General features: G+C 32.6%; 12 protein-coding genes. 3 read left to right on the top strand and 9 right to left on the bottom strand.

The features are described from left to right. Positions 1-56: 56 nt before the first annotated feature. The 5 genes from CBF36_RS01565 to CBF36_RS01545 all read right to left on the bottom strand — a co-directional run bounded on the left by CBF36_RS01565 (position 57) and on the right by CBF36_RS01545 (position 14,455). Positions 57-8,444: a SpaA isopeptide-forming pilin-related protein gene (locus tag CBF36_RS01565; RefSeq protein ID WP_125956014.1), complete on the bottom strand. Its 8,388-nt coding sequence runs from the start codon at positions 8,442-8,444 to the stop codon at positions 57-59. A 432-nt stretch (positions 8,445-8,876) separates the two neighbouring features. Next, on the bottom strand, positions 8,877-10,307 hold the full coding sequence (locus tag CBF36_RS01560; protein WP_125956012.1) for a flotillin family protein: 1,431 nt from the start codon (positions 10,305-10,307) through the stop codon (positions 8,877-8,879). A gap of 19 nt (positions 10,308-10,326) precedes the next feature. Continuing rightward, a complete protein-coding gene (locus tag CBF36_RS01555) occupies positions 10,327-10,845 on the bottom strand; it encodes an NfeD family membrane protein (protein WP_117973141.1) in 519 nt (172 codons plus the stop codon). Positions 10,846-10,986: 141 nt separating this feature from the next. Further along, the gene (locus tag CBF36_RS01550; protein ID WP_125956010.1) at positions 10,987-13,737 is read right to left on the bottom strand and encodes an FtsX-like permease family protein; all 2,751 of its coding nucleotides are present in this window, start codon (positions 13,735-13,737) and stop codon (positions 10,987-10,989) included. A 16-nt stretch (positions 13,738-13,753) separates the two neighbouring features. Beyond that, entirely contained in the window at positions 13,754-14,455 is a 702-nt protein-coding gene (locus CBF36_RS01545) for an ABC transporter ATP-binding protein (RefSeq protein WP_125956008.1), read from the bottom strand. A gap of 145 nt (positions 14,456-14,600) precedes the next feature. Between CBF36_RS01545 and CBF36_RS01540 the strand changes: the two genes are divergently transcribed. Beyond that, positions 14,601-15,275: a DNA/RNA non-specific endonuclease gene (locus CBF36_RS01540; protein ID WP_125956007.1), complete on the top strand. Its 675-nt coding sequence runs from the start codon at positions 14,601-14,603 to the stop codon at positions 15,273-15,275. Positions 15,276-15,289: 14 nt separating this feature from the next. After that, positions 15,290-15,670, top strand: a complete 381-nt coding sequence (locus CBF36_RS01535; RefSeq protein ID WP_125956005.1) for a hypothetical protein — start codon at positions 15,290-15,292, stop codon at positions 15,668-15,670. A gap of 27 nt (positions 15,671-15,697) precedes the next feature. On the opposite strand, the gene CBF36_RS01530 is transcribed toward CBF36_RS01535, so the two are convergent. The 3 genes from CBF36_RS01530 to nagA all read right to left on the bottom strand — a co-directional run bounded on the left by CBF36_RS01530 (position 15,698) and on the right by nagA (position 18,636). Beyond that, a complete protein-coding gene (locus CBF36_RS01530) occupies positions 15,698-16,057 on the bottom strand; it encodes a hypothetical protein (RefSeq protein ID WP_125956003.1) in 360 nt (119 codons plus the stop codon). 273 nt (positions 16,058-16,330) lie between these two features. Beyond that, positions 16,331-17,422: a M24 family metallopeptidase gene (locus tag CBF36_RS01525; RefSeq protein ID WP_125956001.1), complete on the bottom strand. Its 1,092-nt coding sequence runs from the start codon at positions 17,420-17,422 to the stop codon at positions 16,331-16,333. A gap of 62 nt (positions 17,423-17,484) precedes the next feature. Next, a complete protein-coding gene (gene nagA / locus CBF36_RS01520; RefSeq protein ID WP_125955999.1) occupies positions 17,485-18,636 on the bottom strand; it encodes an N-acetylglucosamine-6-phosphate deacetylase in 1,152 nt (383 codons plus the stop codon). A 238-nt stretch (positions 18,637-18,874) separates the two neighbouring features. Here nagA and CBF36_RS01515 point away from each other — a divergent pair, with 238 nt between their 5' ends. Then, positions 18,875-19,048, top strand: coding sequence for a DUF2187 domain-containing protein (locus CBF36_RS01515; RefSeq protein WP_125955998.1), 174 nt, complete (start codon positions 18,875-18,877; stop codon positions 19,046-19,048). Positions 19,049-19,088: 40 nt separating this feature from the next. Here CBF36_RS01515 and CBF36_RS01510 read toward each other — a convergent pair whose 3' ends face one another. Beyond that, positions 19,089-20,306: a pyridoxal phosphate-dependent aminotransferase gene (locus CBF36_RS01510; protein WP_125955996.1), complete on the bottom strand. Its 1,218-nt coding sequence runs from the start codon at positions 20,304-20,306 to the stop codon at positions 19,089-19,091.

The following is a 20,306-nucleotide window of genomic DNA, read 5'->3' as shown; positions in this document are numbered from 1 at the left end:
GATTTTATTTCTTGAAATTTTAAAAAGGCAAGAGAAAATATCCCTTGCCTAATTACCTATTTCTGTCTTTTTTTATAAATAACTACCATACTTGCTATCAATACCAATCCTATTATTGTCAGAATCCAATGTTTCACCATATCTTCACCTGTCTTAGGTAAATGTGTTGCATCTGATTTTTTCGTACTGTCTGAACTATTAGGACGATTAGTTTCGCTCGTACTTGGTTTAGTTGTACTTGATTCACTTGTACTTGATTCACCTGTACTTGATTCACCTGTACTTGATTCACTTGTACTTGATTCACTTGTACTTGATTCACCTGTACTTGATTCACCTGTACTTGATTCACCTGTACTTGATTCACTTGTACTTGATTCACTTGTATCTGGTTTAGGTACAATTTTTTTATTTACAATATTTTCTAATTGAACAGATTTAACTTTTCCTGCTTCTTTTGAATTAACTGTAAATTTAATAACTGTTGTTAATCTTTCATAGCCTACTGGTGCTTTAGTTTCAACTAGTTCATATTCTCCTGGTGATAAGTTTTCAATGACAAACTTACCATCTTTATCTCCAGTAATATTTTCTTGAATTGCCTTACCATCTTTAGTTACTACTTTAAAGATTGCACCTTCTAAGCCTTTTCCTGTTTCATCCACTTTTGTAAATTCCACAGTTCCTTGATAGTTCACGACGTCTTTTAATGTCATAACTTCTGGTTGACCTTTTTGACTTTCTTCCACTTTGAAAGATACTTTTTCAGTATTTAAGATGTAACCTGTTGGTGCTTGGGTTTCAACTAATTCATAGTCGCCTGGCGATAAGTTTTCAACTACAAATTTACCGTCTTTATCTCCAGTAATATTTTCTTGAATTGCCTTACCATCTTTATCTACTACTTCAAAGATTGCTCCTTCTAAGCCTTTTCCTGTTTCATCTACTTTTGCAAATTCGACAGTTCCTTGATAGTTCACGACATCTTTTAATGTCATAATTTGCGGATGACCTTTTTGACTATCTTCTACTTTAAATGAGACTTTTTCAGTATTTAAGATATAACCTGTTGGTGCTTGAGTTTCAACTAATTCATACTCACCTGGCGATAAGTTTTCAATGACAAACTTACCGTCTTTATCACCAGTAATATTTTCTTGAACTGTTTTTCCATCTTTATCTAATACTTCAAAGATTGCACCTTCTAAACCTTTTCCTGTTTCATCTACTTTTGTAAATTCCACAGTTCCTTGATAGTTCACAACATCTTTCAGTGTCAGAACTTCTGGTTGACCTTTTTGACTTTCTTCCACTTTGAAAGATACTTTTTCAGTATTTAAGATGTAACCTGTTGGTGCTTGGGTTTCAACTAATTCATAGTCGCCTGGCGATAAGTTCTCAATGACAAACTTACCATCTTTATCACCCGTGATACTTTCTTGAACTGTTTTTCCATCTTTATCTAATACTTCAAAGATTGCACCTTCTAAACCTCTACCTGTTTCATCCACTTTTGTAAATTCTACAGTTCCTTGATAGTTCACAACATCTTTTAATGTCATAACTTCTGGTTGACCTTTTTGACTTTCTTCCACTTTGAAAGATACTTTTTCAGTATTTAAGATGTAACCCGTTGGTGCTTGGGTTTCAACTAATTCATACTCGCCTGGGGATAAGTTTTCGACTACAAACTTACCGTTTTTATCTCCAGTAATATTTTCTTGAATTGCCTTACCATCTTTATCTAATACTTCAAAGATTGCACCTTCTAAACCTCTACCTGTTTCATCTACTTTAGTAAATTCAACAGTTCCTTGATAGTTCACAATATCTTTAACATTAATGATTTGTGGTTCACCTTTTTGACTATCTTCTACTTTGAAAGATACTTTTTCAGTGTTTAAAATATAACCTGTTGGTGCTTGGGTTTCAACTAATTCATAGTCGCCTGGTGAAAGGTTATCTAAGACAACTTTTCCAGACTTATCTGTGACAAGATGTTCTTTCACTTTTGTATCACTTGTTTTGTCATATAATTCAAAGACTGCATTTTCTAATACTTGACCGTTTTTATCTGTCTTTTTAAATTCAGCCTTTGCTTTATAATTTACAACAACTGCTTTAACAGATTCTGGTTCTCCTAATGATGATTCTGAAATAGTAAACACAGTGTTTTCTGTATTAATAATATAGCCAGTTGGTGATTTGGTTTCCTGTAACTCATATGTTCCAGGTGCTAGACTATCAATCATTAAACTTCCTTGACTATCCACTTCAAGATTTTCTTTAATAACATCTTTTGTTGCTTGATCAATTAAGTTAAATACTGCACCAGTTAATGGTTGGTTTGATTCATCAACTTTTTGTAATAATACACTACCTTGATAATTAATCATGCTTAATTCTAAACGTTTTGGCTGACCTTTGTCTTCAAATGACACATCAAATGGCATCGCTTGTTCATTTCTAACATAGCCAGTTGGAGCATTTGTTTCAACTAATTCATATGTCCCAGGAATTAACTCACCTACTATAACCTTACCTGTACTATCTGTTGTAAGATGATCTTTCACTACTTTATGAGAAACGGCATCTCTAATAGCAAATGTGGCATCTGCTAAAGATTGGTTTTCTTTATTTGTTTTTGTTATTTGAATACTTCCTTGATAATCCGTAACAGAAATAACTGATTGTTCCGGTTGCCCTAAATAATTTTCTTCAATTTTGAAAGTAAATTCTTGGGTATTAATTTTATAGCCTAATGGTGCTTTTATTTCTCTTACAACATACTCTCCAGGAATTAAGTGATTCACTGCCACTTCTCCCAGTAAATTTGTTGTTAAATCTGTTGCGACTACTTGATTGTTTCCATCAACTACTCGACTTAATTCAAATACCGCATCAGACAGTAAACGCCCATCTTCATTCATTTTTTTAATCAATAAACTACCTTGATAATTTGTAAATGAGTCTAATTTAATTGTTTGAGGTGTTCCTTCTTGCTCTTTATCAATTGTAAATTCAATAACTTGAGTATTTTTAATATAACCTGTTGGCGCAACAACTTCTTCTAAAGAATAAGTACCTGGTGCTAAATGATCTAATTTGAATTCACCTGGTGAGACTTCTTTTAGTGATTCCTGTATAACTTGACCGGAATCTTTATTCACTATTTTAAATTCAGCACCTGACAATGAATTGCCTTTATCATCCACCTTATTAAATGACACACTACCTTGATAATTAACAACATCATCTAATACTAGCGTACTTGGTTTTCCTTGCTGTTTCTCTTTGATAGAAAAAGAAATAGGTTTTGTATTTAAGATATAACCCTCTGGTGCGTTTGTTTCGACTAATTCATAATCATTTGGTGCTAAATGACTAATAACAAATTCACCTGTAGTTGTTTCTTTAATATTTTCTTGAATGATATGTTTTGTTTTAGCATCTCTTAAAGAAAAGATTGCTCCTGATAATAATTCACCTGTTTCAGTTGTTTTCTTAAACGACACACTACCTTGATAGTTTACAAAATCTTTTAACTCAATACGAGTGGGTTTGCCAGATTCATCTTTTTGAATCGTAAATTCAGACACTTCTGTGTTTAAAATATACCCCTCTGGTGCGTTTGTTTCCTCTAATACATACTCTCCAGGAGCTAATCCACTAATGGCAAACTCACCTGGTGATACTTCTGTTACATCTTTTTTAATAACTTTTCCTGATTGTTTGTCACTTAATTTAAATTCGGCATGATTTAATAATTGATTGGTTTCATCCACTTTTTTGAAGTGAACATCCCCTTGATAGTTCACTACATTAGATAATTGAGTTTCTTCAGGTTTTCCACTAACTTCTGTTGGAATAGTAAAGGCAACATTATCTTTGTTACGGATATAACCAACTGGTGCGTGAGTTTCTTCTAACTCATAATTTCCAGGTGCTAATCCATCCACCATATAATGACCTTTATCATCTGATTGAATCTCTTTTACCACAACTTCTTTTGTTTCTTGATTAATAATTTGGAATTTAGCTCCTAATAAAGAATTGCCATCTTCCTTCACTTTGTCAAAATTTATTTTACCTTTGTAATTCACGATACTTCCAATATCGACTGTTTCAACTTCTCCATTGCCCTTATTATCAATCGAAAAAGTTTTTATTTCTGTGTTTCTAATGTAACCTGTTGGCGCCATGATTTCTTCTAAAAGATACTCCCCTGGTGCTAAACCTTTTATTTCAAATTCACCTTTTTCATTACCTTGTAATTCTTCTTTTATTACTGTTTGTGTTGCTTTATCAGTTAATTTAAATACCGCACCTGATAACCCTTTACCCTCTTCAGATACTTTATTAAATTTAGCCGTTCCTTGTACGTTCTTGATTTGACCTAACTCTAATGCTGCAGGTTCATTTATTGCATGTTCTGGAATACTAAATGTAACACCTTCTGTATTTAATACATAGCCATTTGGTGCTTTTGTTTCGACTAATTTATAGTTTCCTGGTGCTAAATGGCTGACAGTAAAGTGGCCCTTATCATCACCCGTGATACCTTTAATGGATAATTCAGGTTTATCTAGTGACAAAATATCAAACGTTGCACCTGATAGTGCTTGATTTGTTTGACCATCTATTTTATCAAATGACACACTACCTTGATAATTAGTAAATGTTAATGGCGTGCTTTTTTCTTTTGTTACATGAATTGGTAATAATTCATCATTTCTGATATACCCATTTGGTGCAGATATTTCTTTTAGGTAGTAAGTTCCTTCTTTCAGTTGACTTAAACGAATCACACCTTCCTCATTAGAGACAAGTGGCGTGTCATTTAATACCAATTGTTTTGATTCATCTAATAAATTAAACGTTGCACCTGAAAGTTTTTGACCATCTGCTGATTGCTTGGTCACGATAATCTCATTCGGATCATTTGTTGCTTTAAACTCTTGAATATCGGTTATATTTTCTTGTGCTTTAACCTCAATTAATCGACCATTTTTTAATTCTGGACTAATCAAGAAATTATCTGGTGCTTTTGTTTCAACTAATAAGTAACTGCCTGGACGAATATTTCCAAAATCCCATTGTCCTTCTTTATTAGTCACTCCAGAACGTAATAATTGTTTCTTCTCTTTATTACGATTGGTTTTCCAAATCTCAAAATGGGCTCCTTCAAGCGGTTTATTATCAAACGAAGAATATTTACTAATACGAATTTTACCCGCTTTACCCGTAGCTGTTGCCTCATTATCCACAACCATAAAAGTAGAAGACGTTTCTGTATTCATACTTTCAACATGATCTGCATTTAATTTAATGCTATTAAATACCTCTACATTTGATTTATCCGTTGTATTATTTAACGTTGTCACGTACCTTAACATATATGATGTGTCAATTTTAGCTAAATCGCCTATTAATTTCACTGTTAATACTTGTTCTCCAGTTAAATCATTGGATGTAATATCAACTTCAAAATCTTTACCAGCAGTCAATTCTTTATCTTGTGTTATACTGTCATCATTTTCATCGTTCCCAACGACAGTCGAATATAATTTTATAGCCTGTTTATCTAATACTTGATTAGAAGATGGTTTATCTGTAATAACAACATTTTCTAAATGCGATTGAGATGGATTAATTAACGCATCCCATAGTATTTCATTGCCATTTTCTGGATTAACTTTACCTGTTTTTTGAATGGTTTCACCTGCAAAGAATGGCTGAGTTTCAGCTGAGAGTTCATGCTTCACATGATTATTTTCAAATACGGCTTTGTTTGATACGGTTTCTTTTTTTACAAGTTTCCCCTCATGACTTGTTCGATATTCAATACGATAAGCTTTAGTACTATCCTTTGGTAATTCAATTCGTATTTTTTTATTTTCACCATCTTGCATAACTTTGTGAATCACACTTGATGTCACATCAGTTTCTTTATCCGTTACACTGTTTGAGTAAACAGTTAACTCATAAATCTTGATACTGTCTTCAATTAATTCATGTTGACCTTTTATTACGTCTTCAACTACAGCATCTACTAATTTATGACGATTTACATTGACATCAACTACCCAATCATATGCTTTATCTTTCATTTTATAACTAACATGTTTAGAACCATTATATTTAAAATGATTTTCTAAATCAGCTTCTATTTTTCCAGTATCTGCATGTTGTTTCTTACCTGATTTATCCGTCCAATCATGAGAAGATTCATTCCAAAAGTTATTTTCATCTTCTTTTCCATGGCCTTGATCAATCTTTTCTATATCAAAACTTGTTTTATACGTAATTCGATAAGCTTTATCCGTTCCTTTAGCCAAATCACCTAAAAAGATTACTTTAAACTGCTGGCCATCAACTTCGACTTTATAATCTTTATTAACAACAAGTTCTTTTTCTCCAATAGATTGAACAATCAAACTATCTTCTATCAGTGTTTGTCCCGGTGACATTTTGTCTGTTAAAACCCAATCAATCATGTTGTATTGTGCTCTGTTTACATCTAGTATCCAACCAATCGTTTTATCCTCGTAATTGACCTTATCATACCATTTAACTAAGTTTTGATTTTCGGTATATCCTGCACTGCCATTTGTGTACTCACCATCAATCGCTACATCGTTACCTAACTTTTCGTAACCTGAAACATATCCGTTAACTTTTGTTAAATACGTAATTTTTATAGCAGATTTAATATCTTTTATTAATTCAATATCAAATCCATCTTCTTTTTTATCAACTATTTTATAACTATCAGAAGGAAGTTCTTTTTCTTCATATTGTTCGTTTCCAGATTCATCAAATGTTACAATTTGTACTTTTACACTATTTGGAACAAGTCCCATTGTATAGGTTGCATCTTTAGGCAATTTATACCTATCCTGAATTTTTGTTCCGGTTTTCATTTCATTTTCAAGATAATTTGCTTTTACTTCCCATTCATAAATTTGTCCACCTTTATCCTGACGGTATGGACCACTTTTGGTTAAATTTTTATAATAGTGTGCTTCTACTGTTGCTGACGTTTCTTTTTGTTTGTCTCCAATATGTAAAATAGCTTTATTTGTAAAATATACGCTATCTTCATTCTCTTTAGGTGTTTTGGCTTCAACACCAATCTTTGATTTTAACTTAATGCGATAAGCTTGTGTCACATCTTTTAAAAAGATAACCGTATTTTGTTTTACTTCATAATCAACATTTTCTACTAATGTTGGTCCACTCTCTCCGCTCACTTCACCATCAAGCGTCACATCAATTGGAACCACACTAATTGATTCTTTTGATAATCCAACAGGTAAAATATCTTCTACTTTGACATTTTTTAATTCTGATAAAGACTTATTGATATCAATCGTCCAATCAATATTATTGGCTCCCCATTGTTTATCAACTTGTCCACTTTTTTCAATGACACTATCTGTATTAGATTTTACTAAGACTTCAACTGGTGGTACTCCTTGTTCTTGTGGCAAACGAATTTCCACTTTACCTGGTTTAGTAATATTTTTTAACTGTTGGTTATGAATAAATTCTCCTTCAATAAAACCATGTTTAGAGATTTCTTCATTAAATTCAAAACGAACCGTTCCATCGGATGTTAATTTATATGTTCCAAAAACCACACCATCTTGTCCTGATAAATTTCCTGTTCTAGGTGTTACTTGCACTTGCTCTGGTAATTTAAACTCGTAGAAATCACCTGGTAACATTTCTTGTGCGATTTTTTCAGGTATCGCCCATTTAATCGCTAATCTCAATGGTTGGTCTACTTTAATACCCTCAGGGGGAAGCGGTTGTTTGCCATCAAGTGTCACAGACAATGATTCAATTAAAGATTTCCCTTCATTTAGCTCATCTAATAAGGGTTTAACATCACCAGACTGTCTTTCTTCCGGTGTTTTTATTTCTGGGTTAATCGTTTTACCTAAATCATTTTCAGAAGGCTTATCCTCTTTTGATCCTTCTTCTATTTGAGGCAATGCTTCAGTTTTTTCTTTATGAATTTCTTTTGTTTCCCCATTTGGTAAAGTAACATTCCATGTATCAACATTCTCATTTACTGTTTCTAATTGAAAATCCAATAAACTTTTATTTTTACTAGACAGTGTTAATTTAAAACCTTCTTTAACTACTTCTGTTGACATACTTTCATCACTATTAACTGTTGTGACTTGTTTTAACGGTTCAGAGCTTTTAATTAAAAACTCTTCCTTTGTTTCACTCTCTTTATTCACATTAAATGATAGTTTTGAAACAGTTGACTTATCAGAGGTGTCAAATTTAAAGTCCTTTAAACTAATTTCTGTTTCATTTATACTTTCCGACAAGCCTTCAGCAACTGCTACAACTGGTTGTAAAAAATATGGTATGATCAAAATCAAGCTCAACCAAAAACCAAATTGTTTTTCTTTTAATAATTTCATGTTTCCCTCTCCCTCAAAAACTTTACTTAGTAAATCTAATTATAGGGATATCAGAGCATCTCTCTAGACCAATAATTTCATGTTTATAGGTAAAAATAGACCTAAATATTAATATTTTTTTCACAAAGATTCTAGTATGAGGAAATTATTAAAAAAAATAATCGTTGATAAATAGTAATTATCGCTTATTATATTTGTTATTTTTTATTTTATTAGATATTTAAAGACTTACTTGCTTAATAAATTTATAAAAGTCATTTCATTCTAACTAATTTTTATATAATCTAATAATCATTATAAAAGCACTCAATAAATGCACTTTTAAAAAAACATCAAGCAAAAAAATAGTGAATTAACTAAAAATAATATATAATAATTCGCTATATAATCAAAAAAACCCTTAGCAAAAATACCTAAGGGAGTTTTTTGATTTTATTCACTTTTTTTTGCGACAAATGATTCTAACATATCCTTAACATTTAAACCTGTTGTCTCTTTTAATGTTTCTTGTGTAGAAGCAAGTAAATTCGTTGCATAATTGGTTACACGATTTGCTCCACTATTTTCTCCACCTTGTCCTGTATCGACAACAGAAATTTTCTCAATATTTCCTAATGGCTGTGCTGCTTGTTTCACTAATTCTGGTAAGATTTCAATAATCATACTCATAACAGCTGCTTCACCATATTGTTTAAAAGCTTCGGCAATTTGTTCTTTCGCTTTCGCTTCGGCCTCACCAATTGCTAGAATAGCATCTGCTTCAGCTTGACCTTCCATTCTAAGTTGAGTGGCATTCGCTTTAGCCATTGCCTCAATTTTAAATTGTTGTGCTTCAGCTTCAGCTACTTCTGTTGCTTTTTCAGCTAATGCTTCTTGTTCTTTAGCATAGCGATCTGCGTCCGCTTTTTTCTTCACTTCAGAATCATATTGACGTTCACGACGTTGAATTTCTTTTTCTTCTAATTCAATTTGTTTTTGACGCTCAATGACTTTAACTTCCATCTCTTGCTCGATAACGTGTTGTTGTGCTTTGGCACTTTCTAAGTTATAAGCTTGATCGGCTTTGGCTTTAGCAATATCTTGTTCTTGCTTGTAAGCTGCTAATTTTAATTCTTTTTCTTTCGTTGCTTCAGCAATTTCTGTCTGACGTTGTAACTCAGCTTCTTGTGACTCTTTTTCTGCTTGAGCTTTTTTAATACGTGTTTCTTTGCTTGCTTCTGCTTCGGCAATCTCTGCATCTCGTTTAACTTGAGCGATACGCGGTTTACCTAATGAATCAAGGTAGCCATTTTTATCACGAACTTCTTTAATAGTAAAGGACACAATCACTAATCCCATTTTTGCCAAATCTACACTGGCAACTTCTTGTACACTTTGCGAAAACTTATCTCTATTTTGATAAATTTCTTCCACTGTCATTGATCCTAATATCGAACGTAAATGACCTTCTAATACTTCGCGTGCTTCATTTTCTAATTCTTCACGTGTTTTACCTAAAAACTGTTCTGCTGCTGTCGCGATTTCTTCGACAGATGATCCGATTTTAATAATTGATGTTCCATCAGCCATAACTGGCACACCTTGCTCTGTATAAACATCAGGTGTTGACACATCTAATTTACTAGATAGTAAGCTTAAACGATTGCTTCGTTGAAACACTGGCAAAACAAATGCTCCTCCACCACGAACAATTTTCAAACGATTGCCTTCATTATCTGCATGAACATTTTTATTTCCCAAATAGCTCCCACTAATAATCAATGCCTCATCTGGTTTAGCTGTTTGATATTTGGATACAAATACAATCAATAGCATAATCAGTATAAACACAACAAGTCCAATCGCAATAATCCCTAAATTCATTTACATTTCTCCTTTTATTTTAAAAATTTTCAACATATGGTACTACATAACATACTCTTTCCCTAATTTCGATAATAAGAACTTCTTCACCCTTATTAATTGGTGTTTCCTGTTCCTTATAAAATGCCGCAGGACGACTCATCGTACCTGTAACATTACTAATGGTAATTTCTCCCATTCCCTTAACAGGTATTGGCGTAATGACGGTTGCCACTCTTCCTTCTAATGTTTTTTCTGATACAGATAGGGTTGATTCAGAATTTTTTAGAGGAATTAATATGTAAAAGTTTAATAAAAATACAATAACTGATGATAGCAAAATGGCGATAATTAATACCCAGCCACTACCTAATGATGATAGCGTTTCCCCTAGATAGCCAAAAAGCGAAACAAATGCAATCCAAGGTACAATTAATACTGGATCAATTGGCCCATCAAACTGTAAGATGTCACCAACTAAAAATAAAACAACAGATAAAATAGTACAAAATATTAAAATATAAAAGTACACTTGTTCAATTGATTGTATTCCAAACATCTCTCCCACTCTCCTTCCCACCTTATTATAATTAGTTTACCAATATTTCAATCAAAACAACAGAAAAATCGTATATTTTCCAACCGATATTCGAAAATGGTATAAAAAAGACAAAGGACTTTCCTCCTTTGTCTAAAAAGATTATTCAGTTGATTTTAGTGCTTCAATCATATCCACATGTTTTAATTTTCGATGCATAATTAACATGACAATAAATGAAAATAGAATCGTTAGTAATGCTGAGTACACATAACTAATTGGATGAATGGTTGTTGGAAACATCATCATATCAATTTCTGCTGTTTTAAGAACATAACCGTGTAAAAGGACCCCTAATACAAATCCTAGTAAAATCCCTAAAACAGTTAAGATATTATTTTCTCTATACACATACATGGTCACTTCTCTATCGTAAAATCCTAATACTTTAATAGTAGATAATTCACGTATACGTTCAGATATATTAATATTGGTTAGATTATACAACACGACAAACGCAAGTAACGCTGCTGAAATTATTAATACCCATACCACTATATTTAAACTAGACATCGTATCATCCATCGTTTTACCTATTTGACTAGTAAAGGAGACATTTGCAGCATAATTACTTTTCATTAACTTATCAGCTAAATTATCTTCTTGTTTGTCACTTAATGACTTATCAAATTTTAGTAATTCGACATTATAATTTGGTTTTTTATTAAATGTTTTTTCAAAATAACTTGGTGTCATATACACAAAATGCATGGCATAATTTTCAACAACCTCTTGAACTTTTACCGTCACATCTTTATTGTCCGTATCTCTGATGGTCAACTCATCTCCAGATTTTACATCAAAGAAGTTTGCTAACTTTTCGTTAATAATAACTCCATCATTAGATAAAGTATATGTTTCACCAGATTTTCGGTCATTAAATGTAATAAACTCTGATAATTTTTTTTCTTGTTCAGGAACATCGACTGTCACTTCTCGACTTGTGTATCCTTTTTTAACAACGGTCATATTATTTTGCGATAGATTCAAACTTGTTTTAATTTGACTATCATCTGCTTTTATTTTCTCATAATCTTCTTTTTCTTGCGTTGTACTATCTTCATTAATGGTTACTGTTGCATCATAATGCCATATTTTATTAAATTGAAGATTAACAATATCACCAATTGAATCTTTCAATCCAAATCCAGTTAAAATCATTGCTGTACAGCCTGCTATTCCTAAGACTGTCATCAACATACGTTGTTTATAACGAAATAGATTTCTAGCCGTTACTTTTTGATTAAAACTAAATTTAGACCATAACCACGATATTCTTTCTAATAAAATACGTTTACCTGGTTTAGGCGCTTTTGGTCTCATCAATGTAGCTGGAGTGCTCAATAAATCGACTCTTAATACAAGAAGTGAGGCTAATAATGTGCAAAGTAAAGCCACTATAATTGATTGAATGGTATAACTTGAATAATAGGTAATAATCACAGATGGCAAGTTATACATACTGCCATAAGCATCAAAAATGACTGTTGGGAACAAATGATAACCTATCGCTAATCCAATTAAACTTCCGATAATACTGGCTGTTGTAGAATAAACAATATACTTTTGTGAAATTTCCCAATTTGTATAACCTAAGGCTTTTAGTGTTCCTATCTCTCCACGCTTTTCATCTACCATACGTGTCATGGTTGTTAAGGAGATAAGAGCAGCTATCATAAAGAAAAATACCGGAAATACTGTGGCGATAGAAGAAATCCGATCGGCATTGTCTTGAAATTCTGCATAAGAAGGATTATCTTCTCTTGAAAAATAATGATAGGTTGGTGCCTTTAAGTCATCAATGGCTTGTTGATTTTTTGCTAATTCTTCTTTTGATTCTACTAATTTTTGTTCTTCTTGTTCTATTTTTTTCTTTTCCTCATTTAATGTGTTACTAGCTTCTTGTAATGTTTTTTCCTGTGTTTCATCTACAGGTAAGCCTTGCTGTTTTGCTGCTTCTATTAACTGTTTATTATCATTTAATTCTTTTTCTTTTTCAGCTAATTGTTTTTTTCCATTTGTTAATTGTGTCTCACCATCAGTTATCTGCGTTTTAGCTTCAGCTAATGACTCATTTGCTTCTTTTTTCATTGCTTCTAGCTGTTCTGATGGACGATTTTTTAAGGTGTTTTTTAAATTTTTGACATCTTTATCATAGTAGTTATTATAAGCTTTACTATAACTTGCTGTCTTTTCAGTATTAACATATTTAATATAAGCTTCTGTGTAAACGGGTAACGTAAACACTTCTTCTTTTATGTAACCAAAATAATCAATGGTTCCTTTACCAACTGTTGTATAGCCTCTGGAAACTTTATCTATATACATAGGACTATTCACAAATCCAACAACTTTATAACTAGTTTGTGAGACACTTTTCTTATCGTCCAATTGAATCGTTAATGTATCGCCGATTTTATAATATTGATTGTCTTGTACTTGAGTATCAAGTGCAATTTCATTATCTTTTTCTGGCAATTTTCCTTTTACAAGAACTGGTTTGTTAAGTTCATTTTTTCCAGATTCATAGGACATTAATTTTAAGACATGATTATTTTCTTTTGTAAGAACATCTAAACTATATGACGGTTCAACTGTTTTGACAGTCTTGTCTTCCTTGATTAATTCAATGTCTTTGTCTTCTAATCCTATCGTTGACACAAGTTTTGTATCCATTAACTTATAGTCTTTATAATATGTGTCTGCTGTATTTAACATATCAGGGCCTGTTGCTTTAATACCCGCGTAAAATCCAACACCTAACATAATAATTAATAGGATTGAGATAAATCTCGCTTTAGATTGATAAATTTCTCGAAAAGTAGATGTCCATAATGCTTTTTTCTTTTTCATTTAGCTGAACCTCCCTCTACCATTCTAGCTCGCTGGCTTTTACTGGATGTTCATTTTTTTCAATACTTCTCACTCTAGCATCATTAATCCGGATTACTCTATCAGCCATTTTTGCAATTTCTGAATTGTGTGTAATCACAATCACGGTTGTGCCATATTTACGACAAGTTTCTTCTAAAATTGCTAACACATGCTTTCCTGTTTCAAAATCTAATGCTCCTGTTGGTTCATCGCACAATAATAATTTAGGGTTTTTAGCTAACGCTCTTGCAATCGCTACACGTTGCTGTTCTCCACCAGATAATTGGGCAGGAAAATTATCTTTACGATGATCCAATTGAACCATTTCAATCACACTGTCAACATCTAATGCATTTGGTGAGACTTGTGATGCTAACTCAACATTTTCTTTAGCCGTTAAGTTGGGAACTAAATTATAAAATTGAAAAACAAATCCTACGTCCAAACGACGATACTTGGTTAATTCCTTAGCATTAAACGTGGCAATATCTGTTTCATCTACAATGACATGCCCCTCATCACAACTATCCATACCGCCTAAAATATTTAAGACTGTCGATTTACCAGCACCACTAGGCCCCAATATCACAACAAATTCTCCTTTTTCAATTGAGAAACTAATATCATTGTTAGCAACAATCACATTATCTCCCATTTTATAACGTTTATACACATTTTTTAATTCTACATAACTCATCTAATCACCCCTTTTTTATCTCATTTATTATTATAACAAAAGATAGATTATTTAAACATTAATAACAATCCTAAATAAAGAGAACTCTTGTTCTTTTTATAGGAGTATCGTATAATAACAAGCGACTACAAAAAAGGAGTATGACATGACTAAAAAAAACAAGAATAAAAAATCATCACCTATTCAATATATCATTGGATTAGTGGTTTGTATTATATTAGTAGTAGCAGGTGTAAAATCACCTGAAACATTGATGGAGTTTTTACCATTTGAGCATAATCAATCTGTCACAAAAACTGAAAAAACTAACGACATCATTCAAAAAGATAATCCTGGACCAATAGAACATGGTAAAGCAAGGTTTACAGCAGAAGAATTGACAAATAGTTCAAAAGGATGGATAGAATATGGCAAATTAGATAAACTTGGTAGACCAACTACTGCCAATGCCCTTATTAAACCCAATATGGTCAATACAGGTACATCTGCTAACCAAAGTATTCGTCCTCCTGGTTTTATTTCTGGTTTAGAACCTCATAACCATTCGCGTGGCCATTTGATTGGAAGACAACTTGGTGGAACAGGCGACAAGTTAGAAAACTTGGTCACGCTGTATCAAAATCCAGTTAACACTCCCTTCATGACAAAATATGAAAACATGGTTCGAAAAGCTGCTGATGATGGAGAAACCATTCGCTACCGAGTGGAACCAGTGTATAATGGGAATGATCCTATGCCTGTTGCAGTTGATATAGAAGGTAAAGGATTAAGCAAACAATCAAACATTGATTTTTATGTGACAATTGAAAACAAACAATAATGGAGTTGAGGTTAATGGAGACGTTTAAACAACTAGCACTAATGACAACAAATACTTCACCAACACATTTTTTAAATCTCATTAAAGAAAAAAATCTACAAGAGATGACAGACTATTTCATTTTTAACAATGAAAAAAACAGCCAACAATTTTATCAAACGTTGGAGTTCCTGGCCGATGATGGTATCTGGACAAAAGAAGAATTAACAGGCTACACCTTTGTTGCTCAAACCATTGACAATGATTATGTTTTAGCAACAGATGACAAAACATTGGTTGTCCCTTATTCTTGTTATCAATCTGATAGTGAAACATTTGATGTATCTGTCTTCACTTTTTTTTCACTTGTTGAGGATAATGAACTACACTCAAAAATCATCGCAAAAATAGACTAGAGGAACAATTCCTACTAGTCTATTTTTTTATGTTAAAGACTCTATTGAATCATGATTTAATTCTATGCTGTCATTCACAACTTCTCCATGATAAAAAAATAATTTATAGTGAATGCTATACATAATAAAAAAAGACATCATAACGAAAATCAACGTAAAAAAAGACATTCGCTTAATTGATTTATTTTTTAAATCTTTTAATAATCCCAATCCAAAAAGCGAATTACCAAAGATTAACAGTACAATGATACTAATGTGATGGTATTTTACAACGTTCCATATAAAACATGAGATACTAAACACTATTAATCCCCAAAAAACAATTTTTAATAAAAATGATATAACACATTTAAAGCAAGTTATGCTGTTATATGGCTTTTTTTCCATCCTCTTCCCCCTGACACAATCCTTTTGTTACTATTTCAACTTTATTCCATGACTATCTTAGAAAGATGACTAAGATAGTTCCCATTATTTATATTACATTAAATAAACAAAAAAATAAATAATTTCATTGAAATAATCGTCTAAAATAAGCATATTCTTATTTTATAAAAACATGTCATCGTTATTTTAATAGATTTAGACTAATGATTTCTCACTAAAGTAATAAAAACTATGAACCAGACAAAAAATCTATGTTCATAGTTTTTATTATTTTTAATCTATCACAATTAATTCTTTTGGATACTCATTTAAAATCTGACAGCCATTTTTTGTTACAACAACTAAATCTTCAATTCGAACACCAACTTCTCCAGAAATATAAATACCAGGTTCAATCGAGAAAATCATTCCTTCTTCAACTATATCCGTATTACTGGCTGATACATCTCCAGCCTCATGTACCTCTGTTCCGATAAAATGTCCTGTTCTATGAGTAAAATACTCTCCATATCCTTTTGAGTCAATATAATCTCGTGCCGCTGCATCAATATCGCATAAACGAGCGCCTGGTTTAACTGTGTCAATTGCTCGCTTATTCGCTTCAAGTACTGTTTCGTATACATCACGACTTTTATCGGATACTTCTTTATAAAAAACTGTTCGCGTCATATCTGAACAGTAGCCATTTTTAACACCGCCAATATCTAAAATAATACTATCACCAGGTTTTACTACTGATTCATCATTCATATGATGGGGATCAGCTCCATTAGCTCCATAAGCAACAATCGGTTCAAATGAAAATCCATCATTACCTAATTTATGATAAATTTTTTCTAAACGCTCTGCCATAGCTAATTCAGTTAGTTTTTCAGGAATTAACCCTATTAATTGGTTCATCGCCAAATCATTATCATGAGATGCTTCTAACATTCTTTCTATTTCTTCTTCTGTTTTAATCGCTCTTACTTTATCTATAACATTAGAACTTAACGTATATTGACTAATTGGCGCATCCAGTTCTTTCATAATATCTAATAAGAAATGGGCTGCCCAATTTTTTTCAACTGCTATTGGTTTGTTAGAATCTAGTTCTTTAGCTAATGTTAAAACACCCATTCCTTTATCAGTATCATCCACAAAAATTATCGGCATTCCTAACGATTCTTCAGAAATAGGAAACAATCGATTGATTACAGCTACATGATGACCATCTTCTCTAATAATTAAAGCAACTAAACGTTCTCCTGGATCAATCGATTGTCCTGTCAAATAAGCAATTGATGCCTGATCCGATACGATTAATTGGGGTAATTGTTGTCGTTTCATCTCTTGTAACACACGGTTCATTCGTTCTTTATTCATTAAACTTCGTCTCCTTTTTCTTGAATAAAAAAACGGTAGAAAACTCTACCGTTTCACTTATTTTATTGTACTTCATAACGGCATTCACCGTCTAGGTAAGTTGCTTCTAAATTTAATGATTTATCTAAAACAATAAAGTCAGCCGCACGACCTGGCTTAATCATGCCACATACGTCATCTATTTTACAACTAACGGCGGGAACATAACTTGCCATCATAATGGCTTCAGCAGGTGTCGCAATCCCCCACTCGACCACGTTTTTAACAGCTTCTTTTAATTTCAAAATACTACCAGCTAGATTTCCCTCTTGCATTCTAGCAGTGCCATCTTTAACCGTTACTTTAAATTCACCCAACATATATTCTCCATCAGGCATCCCCCCAGCCATCATACAATCAGTGATTAGTGCCACATGATCTCGACCAGTTGAATCCATTAAAATTTCGGCAGCTGTAGGGTGAACATGATGACCATCACAAATTAATTCTGAAAAAACATGTTCCAAACTAAGGGCTGCTCCTACCATTCCTGGCTCTCGGTGATTTAATCCACGCATCCCATTATAAGTATGGACAAAGACGCTTGCACCTGACTCAACTACTGCTTTAGCTTGAGCAAGTGTCGCATTACTATGACCAAGAGACACAACAACTCCTTCATTTGTCACTTGCTGAACAAATTCTTTTACGCCTTCTCTTTCAGGAGCCAATGCTATTTTTTTAATAATACCACCTGATGCTTCTTGCCACTCATGAAATACTTCAATACTTGGGTCTGAAAAATAACCAGGATTTTGAGCTCCTTTATGTTCTTCTGTGAAAAATGGGCCTTCAAAATAAATCCCTTGAATTTTAGCTCCATCGACTTTATTTTTTACTTTACCAATCGTTGTCGCCACTTCTTTTAACCTCTCGTGATCAGACGTCAATGTTGTTGGTAAAAAAGAAGTCACACCACATGATAAGAGTGCTTCTGACATCACTTTTATCCCATCAGCATCGTTATCCATGACATCATGGTTCTTAAAACCATGAATATGAGTATCCACAAGCCCTGGTGCTATCCATTTGCCAGATAAATCAACTAACTCATCATACTCATTAGGAATCTCAAGTGTAACGTTTCCAAAAACACCGTCATTTATTTCCAAATAACCTGGTCCGACTTCTCCACTTGCTAAAAAAAATTTATCAGCGTAAATTACTTTTTTCATTGCCAACACTTCTTTCTTTTCTTGTATAACTTAAAACTATCACTATTCAATTCATTAGTCAATAATTGGTCTAGATATTTCACAAACACTTCGTTTATTAGTGCACTGTATATTTATTTATGATATAATAGCGTAAATTTAAAAGGGTTTTTATTCCACTTTTTGATTTTTTAATGTTATAATACAAAAATAATTATTACTATGCTTTTTATTTTTGAATGATATGGGAGAGATTAGTATGGATACTAAAGAAAAAGTGTTCTTTAAATGGCAAGGTGGACGCTATGAAGGCATCATTGAAAAAGAATACGAAAATTCTGTTTTAATTGAAGTCAATAATCCCGATGATGAATTAAAAGATAAGTATTTAGGTCGAATCGTCGTGAGCAAAAAAGATATTAAAAAGAAATAGACATTAAAAAAGTAGTTAGCCAAAATCGGCTAGCTACTTTTTACTTTTGTCTATAAGTTGATAAAAAGGTTTCTAAACTTAATGCGGCTTTTTTTAGTTCTTCCATCTCTGGTAAATAAACAATTCTAAAATGATCTGGAGTCGACATATTAAATCCTTTTCCATGAACCAATAAAATTTGATGTTCATGTAAAAAATCTAACACAAATTTTTCATCATCTCGGATATTAAATTTCTCTACATCTAGTTTTGGAAAAATGTAAAATGCAGCTTGTGGTTTTTTCACTGTTACACCAGGAATCGTATTTAAAGCATTGGTTATGTATTCACGTTGCTCATAAATTCGTCCACCTGGTAAGAGTAATTCATCCACACTTTGATGCCCACCTAAAGCTGTTTGGATAATTTGCTGCGACAATACGTTTGAACATAGTCGCATAGAGGCTAACATGTTAATTCCTTCAATGTAACCTTGAACATGTTTCTTTTCTCCACTAATAACCATCCAACCGCAACGAAATCCTGCTACACGATGAGATTTGGATAACCCATTAAACGTTACCACGCATAAATCAGGTGCTAAACTAGCAATAGATATATGCTCTAAACCATCCATCACTAATCGGTCGTAAATTTCATCTGAATAAATAATTAGTTCATGTTCTCTTGCTACTTTTACAATTTCTAATAATAACTCTTTTGGATAAAGAGCTCCAGTTGGATTATTAGGATTAATCAACACAATCCCTTTCGTTTTTGGTGTGATTTTACTTTTGATATCATCAATATCAGGATACCAATCAGCTTGTTCATCACACACATAATGAACTGCGCGACCACCTGATAGTGTAATAGCTGCTGTCCATAAGGGATAATCTGGCATTGGGACAAGTACTTCATCGCCATTGTCAATCAATGCTTGCATAGATAATGTGATGAGTTCGCTGACGCCATTTCCAGTATAAATATCATGAATAGTCACATTCGGTATTTTTTTTAATTGGCAATATTGTTGAATCGCTTTTCGTGCGGAAAAAATCCCTTTTGAATCTGAATAACCTTCAGACTCTCTAGCATTCGTTATTAAATCATGAATAATTTCATCAGGAGCTTTAAAGCCAAACGCGGCAGGATTTCCTGTATTTAATTTTAATACATCAATTCCTTTAGCAGTCATTCTATCTGCTTCTTCTAGTACAGGACCTCTTACATCATAACTAACATAATCTAACTTTGACGATTTTTTAAATTGTCTCAC

This window comes from Vagococcus bubulae (assembly GCF_003950315.1).
Classification (GTDB): domain Bacteria; phylum Bacillota; class Bacilli; order Lactobacillales; family Vagococcaceae; genus Vagococcus; species Vagococcus bubulae.
The sequence above is the reverse complement of the archived record's forward strand: the minus strand, read 5'-3'. Positions and strand labels throughout refer to the sequence as shown.

Excerpts from the sequence above, each read along its gene's own strand:
- CBF36_RS01565 (WP_125956014.1), bottom strand. The coding sequence starts at position 8,444 with ATGAAATTATTAAAAGAAAAACAATTTGGTTTTTGGTTGAGCTTGATT.
- CBF36_RS01550 (WP_125956010.1), bottom strand. The coding sequence starts at position 13,737 with ATGAAAAAGAAAAAAGCATTATGGACATCTACTTTTCGAGAAATTTAT.
- CBF36_RS01540 (WP_125956007.1), top strand. The coding sequence starts at position 14,601 with ATGACTAAAAAAAACAAGAATAAAAAATCATCACCTATTCAATATATC.
- CBF36_RS01515 (WP_125955998.1), top strand. The coding sequence starts at position 18,875 with ATGGATACTAAAGAAAAAGTGTTCTTTAAATGGCAAGGTGGACGCTAT.
- CBF36_RS01555 (WP_117973141.1), bottom strand. The coding sequence starts at position 10,845 with ATGTTTGGAATACAATCAATTGAACAAGTGTACTTTTATATTTTAATA.
- CBF36_RS01560 (WP_125956012.1), bottom strand. The coding sequence starts at position 10,307 with ATGAATTTAGGGATTATTGCGATTGGACTTGTTGTGTTTATACTGATT.
- CBF36_RS01535 (WP_125956005.1), top strand. The coding sequence starts at position 15,290 with ATGGAGACGTTTAAACAACTAGCACTAATGACAACAAATACTTCACCA.
- nagA (WP_125955999.1), bottom strand. The coding sequence starts at position 18,636 with ATGAAAAAAGTAATTTACGCTGATAAATTTTTTTTAGCAAGTGGAGAA.
- CBF36_RS01530 (WP_125956003.1), bottom strand. The coding sequence starts at position 16,057 with ATGGAAAAAAAGCCATATAACAGCATAACTTGCTTTAAATGTGTTATA.
- CBF36_RS01545 (WP_125956008.1), bottom strand. The coding sequence starts at position 14,455 with ATGAGTTATGTAGAATTAAAAAATGTGTATAAACGTTATAAAATGGGA.
- CBF36_RS01525 (WP_125956001.1), bottom strand. The coding sequence starts at position 17,422 with ATGAATAAAGAACGAATGAACCGTGTGTTACAAGAGATGAAACGACAA.